Genomic DNA, 13,169 nt, shown 5'->3' with positions numbered 1-13,169 from the left:
CCTGCATGTCCACCTATCCGCCGATCCGCGCGGGGCAGCGCATCACCTCCACCCTGCTGACGTCCATGCTGCCACTGGAGGCGTACAAGCCTTCGGACACGACACGGCTGGCCACGACGACGGTGGCTGACGATCCGGATCTCACGCTGACGCTGGAGGCCAACGCCATCTACTACGTCGAGATCTTCATTCACTACGCGTCGCCGAGCACCGAGCTTCTCAAGACGCAGTGGACGGTGCCCAGCGGCGCGTCTGGTCTGCGGTCGGCGTGGGGTGTGGCGTCGTCGGTGGTCGCGGCCGACCCGGCTGGTGACGGTCGGTGGGGTGTGCACGCCTTCACGACGGACGTCATCTATGGCACGCGGACGTCAGGGACGAACCAGTCTCAGGCGGTCGAAACCGGGAACGTCGCCACGACGAGCGCGGGCGTGATCGCGCTGAAGTGGGCGCAGAACACGTCGGGTGCGACGGGCACAAAGGTCGCGGCCGGGTCGTACATGCGCGTCAAGAGGATCTTCTAGCAAGGGGGTGGGGCATGCAGGACTATCCGATGTACACGGTGCAGGCCGACGGCGCGAACGAGCGCGGGCTGACCATCCAGTTCCGCGTGGAGCTGGGCGCGGGCGGCGGCTTGCCGGGGCTGGCGTCGGCGGAGGCGGTAGCGCAAACGCTGATGGATGCGGCGGCAGCTGGTGGCGCAACTGCCGTGTCGGCGACACGGACCGACCTGTCCGGCTCAGCGATCCCCAGAACCTAGGAGGACAACATGGCCACTGGCCCTCAGAAGTACCCAGGCGCGTTGCTGTCGTCCTGGTGGCAGACGAAGTGGGGCGGCGACCTCATGGAGGTCAACGTCGCCGTCCTGCACACCACGGAAGGGATCGGGCTGCCGGACTACGACGGCGGTTCGATGGCCCCGAACCTCACCGCCGTCGCAGACATGAAGGCGCAGCGGCTGCGCTGGTACCAGCACTTCGACATCGACCGGTCCAGCCGCGCGCTCCGCAACCTCGCTGGTGGCGTGCAGACCAACACCCTGAACGTGGTCCAGGCGGAGTTCGACGGCACGTGCGACTACTCCAAGCGCGAACGCTGGGGCAGCAAGATCGCAGGCAAGGACTACATCTACTGGGGCAACCCCCCGGACTGGGCCCTGCGGGACATGGCCGACTACCTCCGCTGGCTGAACACCAACCACGGCGTGCCCCTGGTCGGCCCAGAGATGTGGCTGACCTACGGCCCGGACTCCCGCCGGCCCGGCGTCACGCCGGCTTCGTACGGGGCGTCCCCGGCCCGGATGTCGTTCGCGGCCTGGGAGGCGTTCAAGGGCGTGTGCGGGCACCAGCACGTGCCGGAGAACGACCACGGCGACCCGGGCAGCCTGCCGTTCGCCAAGCTCATCGCCCTGGCCAAGGGCACCAACCAACCGTCCGAGGAGGACCCCATGCCCACCCCCAACGAGGTCGCCAAGGCGGTGCTGACCCTCGACGGCGTCATCGCGGTGCCGGGCGCTCCGGCGACGAACCCGACGTGGACGCTGTCGAGTTCCGTCACCGAGATCCTGAAGCGCATCGACCAGGTGAAGACGACGGAGGCCGCACAGACGGCGGCGATCACGAAGCTCGCGAGCCTGGTCGGCTCGGGCGTGGACACGGCCACCGTGGTGGCGGCCGTGGAGAAGGCCATCGCGGACGCGGTGGTGAAGGTGTCGGTCGACGTGACCGGCCCGAAGGGAGTCTGACCATGGCCGAGCGACACCCCGGCACCACCCACCTGTTGCGGTACTTCGAGTACGCGCATCTCCCCGAGCACCTCCGGACCGTGAGCAAGCCGTGCAGTGACATCGCGCAGCAGATGGCCGACTCGCTGCCGAACGGCCCGGAGCTCACGGCTGGTCTGCGGAAGCTGCTGGAGGCCAAGGACTGCTTCGTTCGGGCAGCCCTCGACATCAACAAGAAGGAGAGCTGATCATGGCGAAGGAATCCACGAAGACGACCGTGCGCACGATCCTTCAGACCCTGGTGGGCGTGGCTGTCGCCCTGCCGGGGATCGTCGCGGCGTCCGGGGTGCCCGCCTCGCTGCCGTGGGTAGCCGGGGCTCTCGCGGTCGCGGCGGGTGTCGCGCGGGTGATGGCGCTCCCCAGCGTGCAGGGCCTGCTGCCGGGCTGGCTGCGGACGGGTGATGGTGCGGGGGCTCGCGAGTGACGACTCCGGAGGTGTCTGTGGCGCTGGAGCTGGAGCGGCTGAGGGGGACCTGCGAGACCGGGTTCACTCGGGTGGATGGGCAGCTCGCTCTCCTGGTTCAGCGTGGCGATCAGACGGACAAGGACATCGCCGAGTTGAAGGCGGAGGTGGAGTCGCTGAAGCGTGCTCGCTGGCCTCTACCCTCGCTCGCGGCCGTGGTGTCAGTGGGCGCGCTGGCGCTCACGGTGTGGCAGGCGGCGGGCCGGTGAACGCGGGGGATGTGGTGTGGGGCGGCCTGATCCTGGCTGGGGCGGCGTTCGAGACGTACGCCCTACGGAACGCCCGCGCGGGGGACACCCTGTCGGAGTCGACCCGCCGCTGGTTCCGCGTCCACACGAAGGCTGGCGCGGTCTGCTTCGCCGTGGCGTGGACCGGGTTCGGCGTCTGGTATCTCGACCACATCCTCCGCTGACTGCGCGGTGAGGGCCCCGTCCGCAGCAACGCGGGCGGGGCCCTCTGCTGTACGCCAAGTCATTTGACCACGTCGGCTATCCTGGTTATGTGACTCGAACTCCTTTCGAAGCGACGCCTCTTGGTGATGGTGTACGCGTCTCGGGCTTCATCGAGCGTGACGCCAACGGCGCACCCGTCATCACCACTCTCACCGTGTCCTGCACGACAGAGCACAACATGGGCAAGCTCGTCCGTCGCCTGCGCCTGGGCGAGCTGGTCCAGCAGGCCGCAACACAGGCACCTGACGACGCTGTACATTCAACCCCGCAAGGGCCCCAGCACGGCGGCCGTCGACCGCTGGACGACGACTTGCTGCGGCGCGTCGCGGAGGCGTATCTACGGGAGACCGCACCTGGCCAGCCCACCGGGGCCATGGCCCGGCTCGCTGCCGAGTTCGAACGCCCCGAAGAGACCGTGCGCTCATGGCTCGCCCGCGCCCGTGCACGTGGCTGGCTCGGGCCCAGCAGGAAAGGCAGGCGTGGCGCCGAACCTGGTCCGCGCCTTCTGGACGCGCTCTACGACGTGAAGCCGGGACGCTTCATCCACAGGACGGAGGGGCCCACCGCATGAGCGGCGAGAAGAAGAACCCGTTGGGGCCGACAGGCGAACACCTCCGCCGCCGGATCGCCCAGCTTCGTGAACTCCGGGGGATGACAAAGAAGCAGTTGTCGGATCGCGTCGGGGAACTCGGGCGCCCGATCCCGCCGCTGGGGATCTCTCGGGTAGAGGCAGGCACTCGGCGGGTAGACACTGACGACCTTGTCGCTCTTGCGTCTGCCCTCCAGGTCAGCGTGCCTCAGCTGCTTGGGCCGTCGACTGACTGCGGAACCTGCCAGGGAGCCCCGCCGCCCGGCTTCGCCTGCAAGGAGTGCGGTGCCGGGGAAGAGGTGAGCGCGTGATCGGCTCTGTAGGCCAGCGGGTGGCGGGGAACGTTCGCCGGTTGCGCGCTGCGCGAGGGCTCAGTCTCCGAGAGCTGGCCGCCCGACTGGCTTCGGCCGGGCACTCGCTGAGCGCGGACGCCATCAACAAGATCGAGAACGGGCGGGAGGCAGGCGACGAACGACAGGTCCGCCGCGTAGACGTGGACGACCTGCACGCCCTCGCCGCCGCCCTGAACGTCCGCCCCGAGCAACTGTGGGCCGGGCCTGCCGACTGCCTCACCTGCCACGGCAAGCCACCCACCGGATTCATCTGCGCCACCTGCGGCACGGGCCCTGGCAGCGCTGGCTAGCTCACGCCGCCGCCGTGACGTCCCCGCGCTCGACCCGCGCCAGCTCGGCGCACAGCCGCTCGTACTCCGCCCGCTGCTCCCGCGACAACGGCACCGCCGGATGCGACCACAGAGCGCGGATCGCCGCATTCAGCTCGGCAGCAGACCGCACAGAACCAGGGACGGCAGCTTCGGGGGACATGATCCAAGCCTACGGGCCCGCACCCACAAGGCACAGACGCACCAGAACCCGCACAGCAGAAAGGCCCCGCCCCTACCCTGTTCAGTGACGAGCTGCACAGAGAAGGGGCGAGACCGTGCCATCCGATGCTACCCCCGACCCGTACGCCAACCCGCTCGCATTCGGACAACGGATGCAGATCCTGCGCCAACGCCGCGGCATGAGCCGGCCCGTCCTCGCCGGCCTGCTCGGCAAGAGCCCGTCGTGGGTGAAGCAGGTGGAGACCGGCGTGATGCAACCCCCGAAGCTGCCCATGATCCTCCGCATCGCCGAGCTGCTCCGCGTCCGCGACCTCGCCGACCTCACCGGTGACCAGTCCATGAGCGTCGACCTCTTCACCGGCCCCGGCCACCCGAAGCTCGCCGCAGTGAAGGCCGCGGTGGACGCCTTCCCGCTGACCGGCGACCGCGAGGCACCCCCCACCCTGCACCTGCGGCACCGACTCGACGCCGCATGGGCTGCCCGGCATGAGGCGCCGAACCACCGCGCGGTGGTGGGCTCCCTGCTGCCGGATCTGATCCGGGACGCGCAGCTCGCCGTCCGGCAGGCCGACACCGCGGCCGACCGGCGCGCGGCGCAGGCGGTGCTCTCCGAGGTGTACTCGCTGTCGCAGTTCTTCGTGGCCTACCAGCCCGACGCCGCACTGCTCTGGCGGGTCGCCGAGCGCGGCATGGTCGCCGCCCAGGACTCGGAGGACCCCCACGCGGTAGGCGTCGCCGCCTGGCTCACCGCTCAAGCCCACCGCGACTCGGGTCCCGCGCACTTCGACGCCGCCGACACCGTCACCCTCGAAGCCCTCCGCTACCTCGAACCCCACCTCCCCGACGCAGACGACCGCGTCCTTGCCGTGGCCGGCGCGCTCCAATTCGAGGCCGGGTACACGGCCGCGCGCCGCGGAGAAACGGGCGCAGCATGGGGGTGGTGGGACAAGGCGGAGAAGACCTCGAAGAAGCTGCCCGTCGACTACTACCACCCCGTCACCAGCTTCTCCCGGGCCATCATGGGCGCCCACGCCGTCACCGTGGCGGTCGAGCTGCACCAGGGCCACGAGTCCGTGAAGCAGGCCGCCCGCGCGGACAAGCACGTCATCAAGTCCCGGCCGCGCCGGGCCCGGCACCGCATCGAGGAGGCCCGCGCCTACCAGCTCGACGGACAGCCGGACACCGCGCTCGCCACGCTGGACAAGGCGTGGGAGTCGGCGCCGGAGACGATCCAGTACAACGGCTACGCGCGCAGGATCGTGCTGGAAGAGACGGAAGCCAAGCAGCCTGAGCGCCGGCAGCGGGCGTCTGAGCTGGCAGTGAAGCTGGGCATGTTGGCCGCGTGAGCATGGGGCAGGATTCCTGCCCCTCCGTCAGGTACCAGGCCTCTACGGTCAGTTGCGTGAGACGACACGTGCTGATCGTGGAGGCCTGACGTATGCCCAGCGACACCGTGAGCGCATCCGACAACGCGCTCACCCTGCTTCCGCTCCCGGAATTCAACAGCCTCTCGCAGGCACAGGTCCGCGGTGCGACCTGCGTATGGGACGGAGTCCCCCTGACCGCGGAGACGGCTGTCGACCTGGGCGAGCGCCGCGTCAGGCGGATCACCGAGCGTGTCAGCTGGTTCCCGCGCGCCTGCCGCCCGTGCGCACTGAAGCAGGCGATGGACGCCCTGCTGGAGCACGGCCAGTCCTGCGAGCAGTGCGTCGACGACAGCAGCCTCTGCCCGGTCGGGCTCACGCTGACCCGCGCGATCCGCGAAGCACGCCGCTGAGGCTCACAAACTCCGGCGCTTGAGGTGAGCGCCGGTCGGCCACCCGTCAGGGCCTGCCCGGGTGGCCACGGGTCCGCCGCCGGGCCTCCCCTGGACCGGCGGCGGACCCGGCAGTAACCAGTACCGGTGAGTGGTCGTTGGCGATGTGCCACCCATATGGCCCCATCGAAGGAGATGTGCCGCATGGCCGCCATCTGTCCCAACTGCCACTTGCCGGAAATGATCGCGTACGTCCTCAACGACGATGGACTGCACCCCTTCCCGTGTATGGAGTGCAACGCGGGCACGTTCCGCTCCACTCCGCACGGCCACCTCACTGGAGCAGCCGCCTGCGCCACCGACGGCTGCCAGGGCTCTGTACGCGATGAGTACCAGTACGACGTCAAGGGGCGCCTGACCAAGCTCACCCGGGTCAGGTGCCAGTTCTGTGGAACGGACACAACAGGAGTGATCAAGGATGCCGGAAGTGCGTCAGAACGTGCCGTGCCCGACCCCCGGTTGCCAGGGGTCGAGGGCCGATGTGTACCTCACGGATGATCAGGGCAACATCATCGCCCGCACTGGCAGTGAACCGTGCAGCGTGTGCGGGAGCTGACTACCGGACGAGGTCGGCGAGAGGCATCCCGAGGACATCGGCGACGAGCAGCAGGTCGGTGAGGTTCGGGGGTGTGGTCCCGGCTTCCCATCGGTGGATGGTCTTGTGGTCGCGGCCGACGTGTTCCCCGAGCTGTAACTGGGAGAGGCCGGCTGCCTTGCGGGCGACGCGGATTCGTTCCCCGATCTGTTGTCGGCGGCGTGGTACCCAGTCGGGGATGGGGTCGAGCATCCGCGCATACTGGAATGATCTTGCCGGGAAGTCTTTACCACCTGTGGTAAATCTCGCCCCAGGGGGTACGTCAGAGATATACGTAGAACAGCGTGTAGCGGGAAGCTGTCTGACTGTGCTGGGATAGGCATATGCCAGCTCGCACAAACGTTCGAACTGGCGTGACTAGTCACGCCGCACGCCACCCCCCTCGCGAACCCGGCACGGGATGACCGTCGCCGGACGGGCCGTCCGTCCGTCGTGAGCACCCCCTCGACGACGGGCGGACGGAACCCGACCGGATCAGACTGACTCATGTTCAAACTCGCCCGATCGAGTGACGCACCTGCCCGTGACATGTGCACGGTGCACGCGTTACACAGAGTGGGCCAGGGTGGGGGCGCGTCCCGCCTCCCCGGGTGGCCGGCCCCCACCCTGGTTCCATAAGGATGGCCCTCGGCGCAGCAGACGCCGAGGGCCATCCGGCTCTCGATCCGTTTCCCATGGGAAACGGATGGGGGAAAGATCTTGAGAACCAGGGTCAACTCCGGTCAACTGCGGTCAACCCAGGTCAAGCGCTCTGGGGGTTATCGCAGGACACGTCCCTGACCAGGACGGACGGCAAGGACATGGATGATGCCTGAGATCTCCATGGCCGACCCTCCTTGACGGTCTTGTTGACGATCCCCGTTGATGTGGCATCTGCCCGCTGTAAGCGGAGCCACTCCGTCCCTGTCGCCCCCGGGCGCCTCTGTTCACCGGCCCTTCATGCCATGTACCTTTCAACCGTTCGACGCGTGTAGAACCCTCAAGCGGGCTCTACGCGCGCAGACTTGGCGCCCCCACCGCCCTCTTCCCCACCCCTTCACGGAGGTTCGACGGATGCCCGGATCCGCGAGATCCCGCCGCAGATTCACCACCGCCCTGGCCGGCCTGGGCCTGTTGGTCACCGGAGCCGCCGTCCAGATCGGCACCGGCAGCCCCGCCCACGCGGCGACCACGCACCGCGTCCTGTTCGACAACGCCCACGCAGAGACGGCCGGCAACGCCGACTGGATCATCTCCACCAGCCAGCCCGACCCGCTGGGCCAGGACTCCACCCCGTCCGCCGAGACGGACTGGACCGGCGCCCTGTCCTCCTGGGGCGTGGCGCTGCAGAAGACCGGCAACTACAGCCTGAAGACCCTGCCCTCGGGCTCCAGCCTCGCCTACGGCGGCACGTCCGCGACCGACCTGTCGAACTTCGACACGCTGGTCCTGCCGGAACCCAACACGCTGTTCACCAGCGCCGAGAAGACTGCGATCATGACCTTCGTCAAGAACGGCGGCGGGCTGTTCATGATCTCCGACCACACCGGCGCGGACCGCAACAACGACGGCTACGACGCGGTCGAGATCTTCAACGACCTGATGACGAACAACAGCGTCGACTCCACCGACCCGTTCGGCTTCTCCGTCGACTCCCTGAGCATCAGCTCCGACCATCCGGCCGCGATCAGCGACAGCACCGACCCCGTGCTGCACGGCTCCTTCGGCACGGTCAGCAAGAGCCTGATCGCCAGCGGTACGACCGCCACCCTCAAGCCCGCCGACAACGCGGCCGTCAAGGGCCTGCTCTACCGCACCGGTTACTCCGGCAACACCGGCGCCTTCTTCGCCACCAGCACCTTCGGCAGCGGCCGGGTGGCGTTCTGGGGCGACAGCTCACCCATCGACGACGGCACCGGCCAGTCCGGCAACACCCTCTACGACGGCTGGAACGACTCCAGCGCCACCAACGCGGCCCTCGCCCTCAACGCCACCGAGTGGCTGTCCGGCGCGGGCGGCGGCAGCGGCGGCGGGGGCGGAGGCGGCACCTGCACCGCGGGTCAGCTGCTGGCCAACCCCGGCTTCGAGTCCGGCGCCACCTCCTGGACCGCCTCCAGCGGTGTGATCACCAACGACACCGGAGAGGCCGCCCGCACCGGCTCCTACAAGGCCTGGCTGAACGGGTACGGCTCGGCCCACACCGACACCCTCGCCCAGTCGGTGACCCTCCCCGCCGGCTGCACGAGCGCCACCCTGAGCTTCTACCTCCACGTCGACACCGCCGAGACGACCACCTCGACGGCCTACGACACCCTCAAGGCGCAGGTGCTGGGCAGCAACGGCACGGTGCTGTCCACCCTCGCGACCTACTCGAACCTGAACGCGGCGAGCGGTTACACCCAGCGCAGCTTCAACCTCGCGAGCTACGCGGGCCAGACGGTGACGATCAAGTTCACCGGCACCGAGGGCTCCACGCTCCAGACGTCGTTCGTCCTCGACGACACCGCGCTCACCGTCGGCTGAGCCCGGACAGGGGGTGGGCCGAGCGGCCCACCCCCTGCGGCGTCAGGCCGCCGGCACCGTCCGCTCCGGCGTGTTCCACCCCGAGACCCGCACACCCGGTGCCGAGCCGTGCAGGGCGGCCGTCCGGTAGGTGGCGGTCAGCGTCACCGACTCGCCCGGCCACAGGCTCACCTCGTTGTCCGACCAGCGCACCGGCAGCACGGGCCTGCCCCGCTCGTCCACGAGGTGCACGTCCGTCAGCAGCGCCGGCGTCTTCCCGCTCCCGCTGTGGCGCAGGGTCACCGTCGTGGTCGACCTGCCGTCCGACGAACGCGTGGTCGCCGTCGCCGTCACCGGCACCTGCGCCATCGAGGCGAGCCCCTTCAGGTCGGCGTAGCTCGTCGTCGGCGTGTGGTACCAGGTGGTGCCGTTCCAGTCGAGGGTGTCGGGCCGGGTGGAGAGCCAGTACACGTTCCGGCTCACCTCCGTGCCGTCCGCGTCCGTCAGCACCAGCCGGAGCAGGTACGTCCGTGACAGCCCGCTCACCGAGGACGGCAGGGTGAGCGCCGTGCCGTGCGCCCCGTCCCCGTCCACCGCGACACCGGTGACGGTCTTGTCGTACTTCTGTGTGCCGTCGGGGTTGTACAGCGTGGCCCGCGCGGTGAGCCCCCTGGCGGTCCCGGGCCGGTTGTTGACCACCACGACCGAGCGGTCGTCGTAGGAGTACTGGACGTGGAGCGGCTCGTTCGCCTTCTTCGCGCCGAAGTAGGAGCCGTTCTGGTCGAGATAACGGTCGGTCAGCTGCCAGTGCAGGGACGTCCAGCCGCTGTTGAACATCCAGTGGATCACCCCGGTGGCGGGCCGGTCCCGATCGGTCGCGTTGCGTCCGTACGCCTCGAACTGGGCGCGGACGTTCTCGTACTGGGCCAGCTGGGCCTTGCGGACGTAGTCGGTCAGGCCGGTCGGGGCGCCGTAGCGGCCGGCCAGGGCGTCGTCGTAGATCTTCAGCGTGCCGAAGACGGGGGACGGCGAGCGGTGGTACTGCCTGGCGTCCGGGTCCTTCCACAAGGTGTCGAGCTCGGCGGGCGTCATCATCCGGCGCAGGGTGTCGAGGGTGGGGATGCTCGGGCCCGCGCTGGTCTCGGAGTTGAAGCCGGTCGCCCCGCCCTCCCGCTTGGCGTACCAGTAGCCGGGCGGCACCCAGTCGTAGGGGCCGGTCATCTTCATGCCCGAGCTGCCCAGCCGCGGGGAGGACCGGTCGGAGGCGGAGGACACGACGGGGGTGGGCCAGTCGGCGGCCTCCAGGGCGTCCAGGTAGGTCTTCTCGATCGTCGCGTCGGGGGCGAAGTCGCTGCCGATCAGGAACGAGATGACGCTCGGATGGTCACGCAGCCGGGCGGCCTCGGCGGCCATGGACGCCTTGGCGACCGGGTAGTCGGCGCCGGTCCACCGGTTGCCCTTCTCGTCTCCGTTGAACTCGCCCTCCCATTTGTCGCAGCACTCCCAGCCCGGCAGGGTGAGCAGGCCGTAGCGGTCGGCCAGGCCGAAGAACTCGTCCGGTTCCAGGTGGCCTTCCAGGCGGAGGGTGTTCAGGCCCAGGTCCAGGGCGTACTTCAAGCGGTCCTCGACGTAGGCCGGGTCCCAGCGCAGGAACTCGTCCGGGGACCAGCCGCCGCCCTTGATCAGCAGCTTGCGGCCGTTGATCCGGTACTGCCGGGCGCCGTCGGAGTTCAGCGGGGCCCGCACGTCCCGGATGCCGAAGGTCTCGTGCGCGGTGTCCGAGGTCGTGCCGGCCACCGTGGCGGTGAGGTCCAGGTCGTACAGCGGCTGCCCGCCCATGCCGGCCGGCCACCACACCTTCGGGTCGGTGAGGTGCAGGCCGGGGGTGTCGGCGGGGGAGAAGGTGACGGTCTTCGTCTCGTGCGCGGCGAGCGACACCGTCGTACGCAACCGCGTCCCGTCGACGCTGCCGCCGACCTCCGCCGTGACCGGCGCGTCCGTGTCGTTGCGGGCCTGCGCCTTGACGGTGAGGTCGGCCGTGGCGAGCGACGGCACCGCCAGCCGGGTGACCACGTGCGCGTCGCGCAGCGCGACCGGACCGCCCCGGCGGACCAGGACGTCACGGACCAGGCCCATGTTCTGGTCGGGCGGGGGCTGGATCCAGTCGATCCAGCCCATGGTGAGGTCGTCGAGCGGGTCGTTGGGCCGCACGCGGAAGGCGACCGTGTTGGTGCCGGACCTGACCAGCGAGGTGATGTCCAGCTCGTGGTGGGTGTAGGCGCCGGTGACGTCGGCGGCCTTCGCCACCTGCCGGCCGTTCACGTAGACGTCCGCCGCCGAGACGACCCCGCTGAAGTCGAGAGAGGTGCGCTGCCGGGTGTCCCGGACGGTGAAGTCGGACCGGAACCACCAGGGCACCTCGAAGTCGGCCCGGGGAATCCTCTGCTGGTCGGTGGAGTGGAACGGGTCGGTGTACACCCCGTTCGCCAGCAGCGCGGCGAGCACCGTGGAGCGCGGTCCCGTCGGGTACCAGCCCCGCGCCGGATAACCGGGGGAGGACACGGCCGCCGCCGAGTCGCCGACCTTCGCCGTGGACTGGACGGCGTAGCCGGACAGCGGGGTGCTGGTGCCGGGGGCGGAGGGGACGTGGGTGATCCGGGCGGGCCGGGGGGCCTCCGCCGTGTCCCGGGGGGCGGCCCAGGCGCCGGTGGCCAGGGAGCCGACCAGGGCGAGGAGTGCGGCGGTCATGGGGAGCCGGCGGGCGGGGCGAGGGAACACGGCGGTCTCCAGCCTCGTAAAGTTAGGAAACTTTACTAACCTGGGCCACGCTAGGGCGCGCCTCAGGCCGTGTCAACGACCCTCGCCGTGGTGGCCGTTGAACGGGTCAGGATCCGGCCGTGCGGCGTTCGAACACCAGGTCCCGGGCCGTGCCCAGGGCCGTGGCCACCGCACCCAGCAGGACGGCGTCCTCACCGAGCCGGCTCGGCGCGATCCGGGGCCGCAGCGGGGTCAGCGTGCGCAACCGCTCCCGCACGGGCCGCAGCAGCAGGTCGACGCTGTGCCCGACACCGCCGCCGAGCACCACGAGATCCGGGTCCAGCACGGCGGCCGCCGCCGCCACGGTGTGCGCTATCCGCTCGCCCTCCAGCTCCACCGCCCGCACCGCGGCCGGATGCCCCTGCCGGGCCGCGTCGAACACGGCCTTCGCCGTGAGCTGCCCGCGCATCCCGAACTGCCGGGCGGACTCCACCACCGCCACCCCCGACACCGCGTCCTCCAGCCGCTCCGGCTTCTGCCGGCCGTGCCAGGGCAGGAAGCCGATCTCACCGGCCAGCCCGCGCGCGCCCGTGAACAGCCGCCCCTCGCTGACCACCCCCATCCCGAGGCCGGTGCCGATCAGGATGTACGCGAAGAGCCGGCTGCCCGCGCCGACGCCGTACGTGTACTCGCCGAGCGCCGCCAGATTGGCGTCGTTGTGCACCTCCAGCGGCACACCCAGCTCCGTGCGTATGCCGTCCACGATCCCGGCCCGCCCCCAGCCCGGCAGGTGCATCGCGTAGCGCACCCGCCGCTGCTTCTCGTCGTACACGCCCGGCGTGCCCACCACCCCGTGCACCACCTCCGCCGGGTCCACGCCCGAGTTGGCGATCACCTGGCGGGCGGTGGTCACGACCAGGTCGGTCAGGGTGGCCGAGGCGCGGGCCCGGTTGCGTATGTCGGCCCGCGCCACGACCGTGCCGTCCAGGTCGACCACCGCCACGCGCAGCCAGCCCCGGCCGATGTCCACGCCGAGTGCGTACCCGGCGGCCGGATCGGGGGCGTAGAGCACGGCTGTGCGCCCGCGTTCCGGGGCCTGCGTGCCGACCTCGCGCACCAGGCCGGCCGCCGCCAGCGAGGCCAGCGCGCTGGAGACCGTCGGCTTCGACAGGCCCGTCTCCCGGGCCAGTTGGGCGCGCGAGGCGGCGCCGAGCGCGCGCAGCCGGTCCAGCAGCAGCCGCTCGTTGGTACTGCGCAGACGCCGGCGGCTCCAGGGCTGTTCCGGCTGCTCTACGACGTCGCTGGCGGGCATCGCACCATTCTCGTGCATTCCTGTCGCACACTTGACGCCCCTAGTAAGGCTCCTTAACTTTATCCGCCAGTCACCCTCCG

At 70.0% G+C, this 13,169-nt stretch carries 17 protein-coding genes; 13 read left to right on the top strand and 4 right to left on the bottom strand.

Annotated features, from left to right (window positions below; all coding sequences use genetic code 11):
• The first annotated feature begins 5 nt into the window (after window positions 1-5).
• From ABZV94_RS05045 to ABZV94_RS05000, 10 genes are all read left to right on the top strand, one after another.
• Window positions 6-521 carry a hypothetical protein gene (locus ABZV94_RS05045; protein WP_356337268.1) on the top strand — a complete coding sequence of 172 codons (516 nt, stop codon included), beginning with the start codon at window positions 6-8 and terminating at the stop codon, window positions 519-521.
• Between the two features lie 14 nt (window positions 522-535).
• Window positions 536-757 carry a hypothetical protein gene (locus ABZV94_RS05040; protein WP_356337266.1) on the top strand — a complete coding sequence of 74 codons (222 nt, stop codon included), beginning with the start codon at window positions 536-538 and terminating at the stop codon, window positions 755-757.
• A 9-nt stretch (window positions 758-766) separates the two neighbouring features.
• Entirely contained in the window at window positions 767-1,741 is a 975-nt protein-coding gene (locus ABZV94_RS05035; protein ID WP_356337264.1) for a hypothetical protein, read from the top strand.
• Between the two features lie 2 nt (window positions 1,742-1,743).
• Window positions 1,744-1,968, top strand: coding sequence for a hypothetical protein (locus ABZV94_RS05030; RefSeq protein WP_356337263.1), 225 nt, complete (start codon window positions 1,744-1,746; stop codon window positions 1,966-1,968).
• 2 nt (window positions 1,969-1,970) lie between these two features.
• Window positions 1,971-2,204, top strand: coding sequence for a hypothetical protein (locus tag ABZV94_RS05025; protein ID WP_356337260.1), 234 nt, complete (start codon window positions 1,971-1,973; stop codon window positions 2,202-2,204).
• Between the two features lie 11 nt (window positions 2,205-2,215).
• Window positions 2,216-2,452, top strand: coding sequence for a hypothetical protein (locus ABZV94_RS05020; protein ID WP_356337258.1), 237 nt, complete (start codon window positions 2,216-2,218; stop codon window positions 2,450-2,452).
• Window positions 2,449-2,655: a hypothetical protein gene (locus tag ABZV94_RS05015; protein ID WP_356337256.1), complete on the top strand. Its 207-nt coding sequence runs from the start codon at window positions 2,449-2,451 to the stop codon at window positions 2,653-2,655. The genes ABZV94_RS05020 and ABZV94_RS05015 overlap by 4 nt, the downstream gene beginning before the upstream one ends.
• 89 nt (window positions 2,656-2,744) lie before the next feature.
• Window positions 2,745-3,266, top strand: coding sequence for a hypothetical protein (locus tag ABZV94_RS05010; RefSeq protein WP_356337254.1), 522 nt, complete (start codon window positions 2,745-2,747; stop codon window positions 3,264-3,266).
• Complete coding sequence (locus tag ABZV94_RS05005; protein WP_356337251.1) at window positions 3,263-3,595, top strand: helix-turn-helix transcriptional regulator; 333 nt, start codon at window positions 3,263-3,265, stop codon at window positions 3,593-3,595. Before ABZV94_RS05010 ends, ABZV94_RS05005 begins: the two co-directional genes overlap by 4 nt.
• Window positions 3,596-3,636: 41 nt before the next feature.
• Window positions 3,637-3,927: a helix-turn-helix transcriptional regulator gene (locus ABZV94_RS05000; RefSeq protein ID WP_356337249.1), complete on the top strand. Its 291-nt coding sequence runs from the start codon at window positions 3,637-3,639 to the stop codon at window positions 3,925-3,927.
• 1 nt (window position 3,928) lies between these two features.
• Here the strand turns inward: ABZV94_RS05000 and ABZV94_RS04995 are convergent, their stop codons facing one another.
• Window positions 3,929-4,108, bottom strand: coding sequence for a hypothetical protein (locus tag ABZV94_RS04995; protein WP_356337247.1), 180 nt, complete (start codon window positions 4,106-4,108; stop codon window positions 3,929-3,931).
• A gap of 115 nt (window positions 4,109-4,223) precedes the next feature.
• Between ABZV94_RS04995 and ABZV94_RS04990 the strand changes: the two genes are divergently transcribed.
• Both ABZV94_RS04990 and ABZV94_RS04985 read left to right on the top strand, forming a co-directional pair.
• Entirely contained in the window at window positions 4,224-5,474 is a 1,251-nt protein-coding gene (locus tag ABZV94_RS04990) for a helix-turn-helix domain-containing protein (protein ID WP_356337244.1), read from the top strand.
• A 92-nt stretch (window positions 5,475-5,566) separates the two neighbouring features.
• Window positions 5,567-5,905, top strand: a complete 339-nt coding sequence (locus ABZV94_RS04985) for a hypothetical protein (RefSeq protein WP_356337242.1) — start codon at window positions 5,567-5,569, stop codon at window positions 5,903-5,905.
• Window positions 5,906-6,500: 595 nt separating this feature from the next.
• Here the strand turns inward: ABZV94_RS04985 and ABZV94_RS04980 are convergent.
• Window positions 6,501-6,731 carry a helix-turn-helix transcriptional regulator gene (locus ABZV94_RS04980; protein WP_356337240.1) on the bottom strand — a complete coding sequence of 77 codons (231 nt, stop codon included), beginning with the start codon at window positions 6,729-6,731 and terminating at the stop codon, window positions 6,501-6,503.
• An 861-nt stretch (window positions 6,732-7,592) separates the two neighbouring features.
• On the opposite strand from ABZV94_RS04980, the gene ABZV94_RS04975 reads away from it, so the two are divergent.
• A complete protein-coding gene (locus ABZV94_RS04975) occupies window positions 7,593-9,041 on the top strand; it encodes a hydrolase (protein WP_356337238.1) in 1,449 nt (482 codons plus the stop codon).
• A 42-nt stretch (window positions 9,042-9,083) separates the two neighbouring features.
• Here ABZV94_RS04975 and ABZV94_RS04970 read toward each other — a convergent pair whose 3' ends face one another.
• The gene (locus ABZV94_RS04970) at window positions 9,084-11,768 is read right to left on the bottom strand and encodes a sugar-binding domain-containing protein (RefSeq protein ID WP_356337236.1); all 2,685 of its coding nucleotides are present in this window, start codon (window positions 11,766-11,768) and stop codon (window positions 9,084-9,086) included.
• Window positions 11,769-11,904: 136 nt separating this feature from the next.
• Window positions 11,905-13,089, bottom strand: coding sequence for an ROK family protein (locus ABZV94_RS04965; RefSeq protein ID WP_356337234.1), 1,185 nt, complete (start codon window positions 13,087-13,089; stop codon window positions 11,905-11,907).
• Window positions 13,090-13,169: the final 80 nt, after the last annotated feature.

This window comes from Streptomyces sp. NPDC004658 (genome assembly GCF_040609555.1).
In the GTDB taxonomy this organism is placed as follows: Bacteria; Actinomycetota; Actinomycetes; order Streptomycetales; family Streptomycetaceae; genus Streptomyces.
The sequence above is the reverse complement of the archived record's forward strand: the minus strand, read 5'-3'. Positions and strand labels throughout refer to the sequence as shown.

Bases quoted from the DNA above. Each gene is read 5' to 3' on its own strand.
- ABZV94_RS05035 (WP_356337264.1), top strand. From the start codon at position 767: ATGGCCACTGGCCCTCAGAAGTACCCAGGCGCGTTGCTGTCGTCCTGG.
- ABZV94_RS04975 (WP_356337238.1), top strand. From the start codon at position 7,593: ATGCCCGGATCCGCGAGATCCCGCCGCAGATTCACCACCGCCCTGGCC.
- ABZV94_RS04980 (WP_356337240.1), bottom strand. From the start codon at position 6,731: ATGCTCGACCCCATCCCCGACTGGGTACCACGCCGCCGACAACAGATC.
- ABZV94_RS05040 (WP_356337266.1), top strand. From the start codon at position 536: ATGCAGGACTATCCGATGTACACGGTGCAGGCCGACGGCGCGAACGAG.
- ABZV94_RS05030 (WP_356337263.1), top strand. From the start codon at position 1,744: ATGGCCGAGCGACACCCCGGCACCACCCACCTGTTGCGGTACTTCGAG.
- ABZV94_RS04965 (WP_356337234.1), bottom strand. From the start codon at position 13,089: ATGCCCGCCAGCGACGTCGTAGAGCAGCCGGAACAGCCCTGGAGCCGC.
- ABZV94_RS04970 (WP_356337236.1), bottom strand. From the start codon at position 11,768: ATGACCGCCGCACTCCTCGCCCTGGTCGGCTCCCTGGCCACCGGCGCC.
- ABZV94_RS05005 (WP_356337251.1), top strand. From the start codon at position 3,263: ATGAGCGGCGAGAAGAAGAACCCGTTGGGGCCGACAGGCGAACACCTC.
- ABZV94_RS04985 (WP_356337242.1), top strand. From the start codon at position 5,567: ATGCCCAGCGACACCGTGAGCGCATCCGACAACGCGCTCACCCTGCTT.
- ABZV94_RS05045 (WP_356337268.1), top strand. From the start codon at position 6: ATGTCCACCTATCCGCCGATCCGCGCGGGGCAGCGCATCACCTCCACC.
- ABZV94_RS04995 (WP_356337247.1), bottom strand. From the start codon at position 4,108: ATGTCCCCCGAAGCTGCCGTCCCTGGTTCTGTGCGGTCTGCTGCCGAG.
- ABZV94_RS05025 (WP_356337260.1), top strand. From the start codon at position 1,971: ATGGCGAAGGAATCCACGAAGACGACCGTGCGCACGATCCTTCAGACC.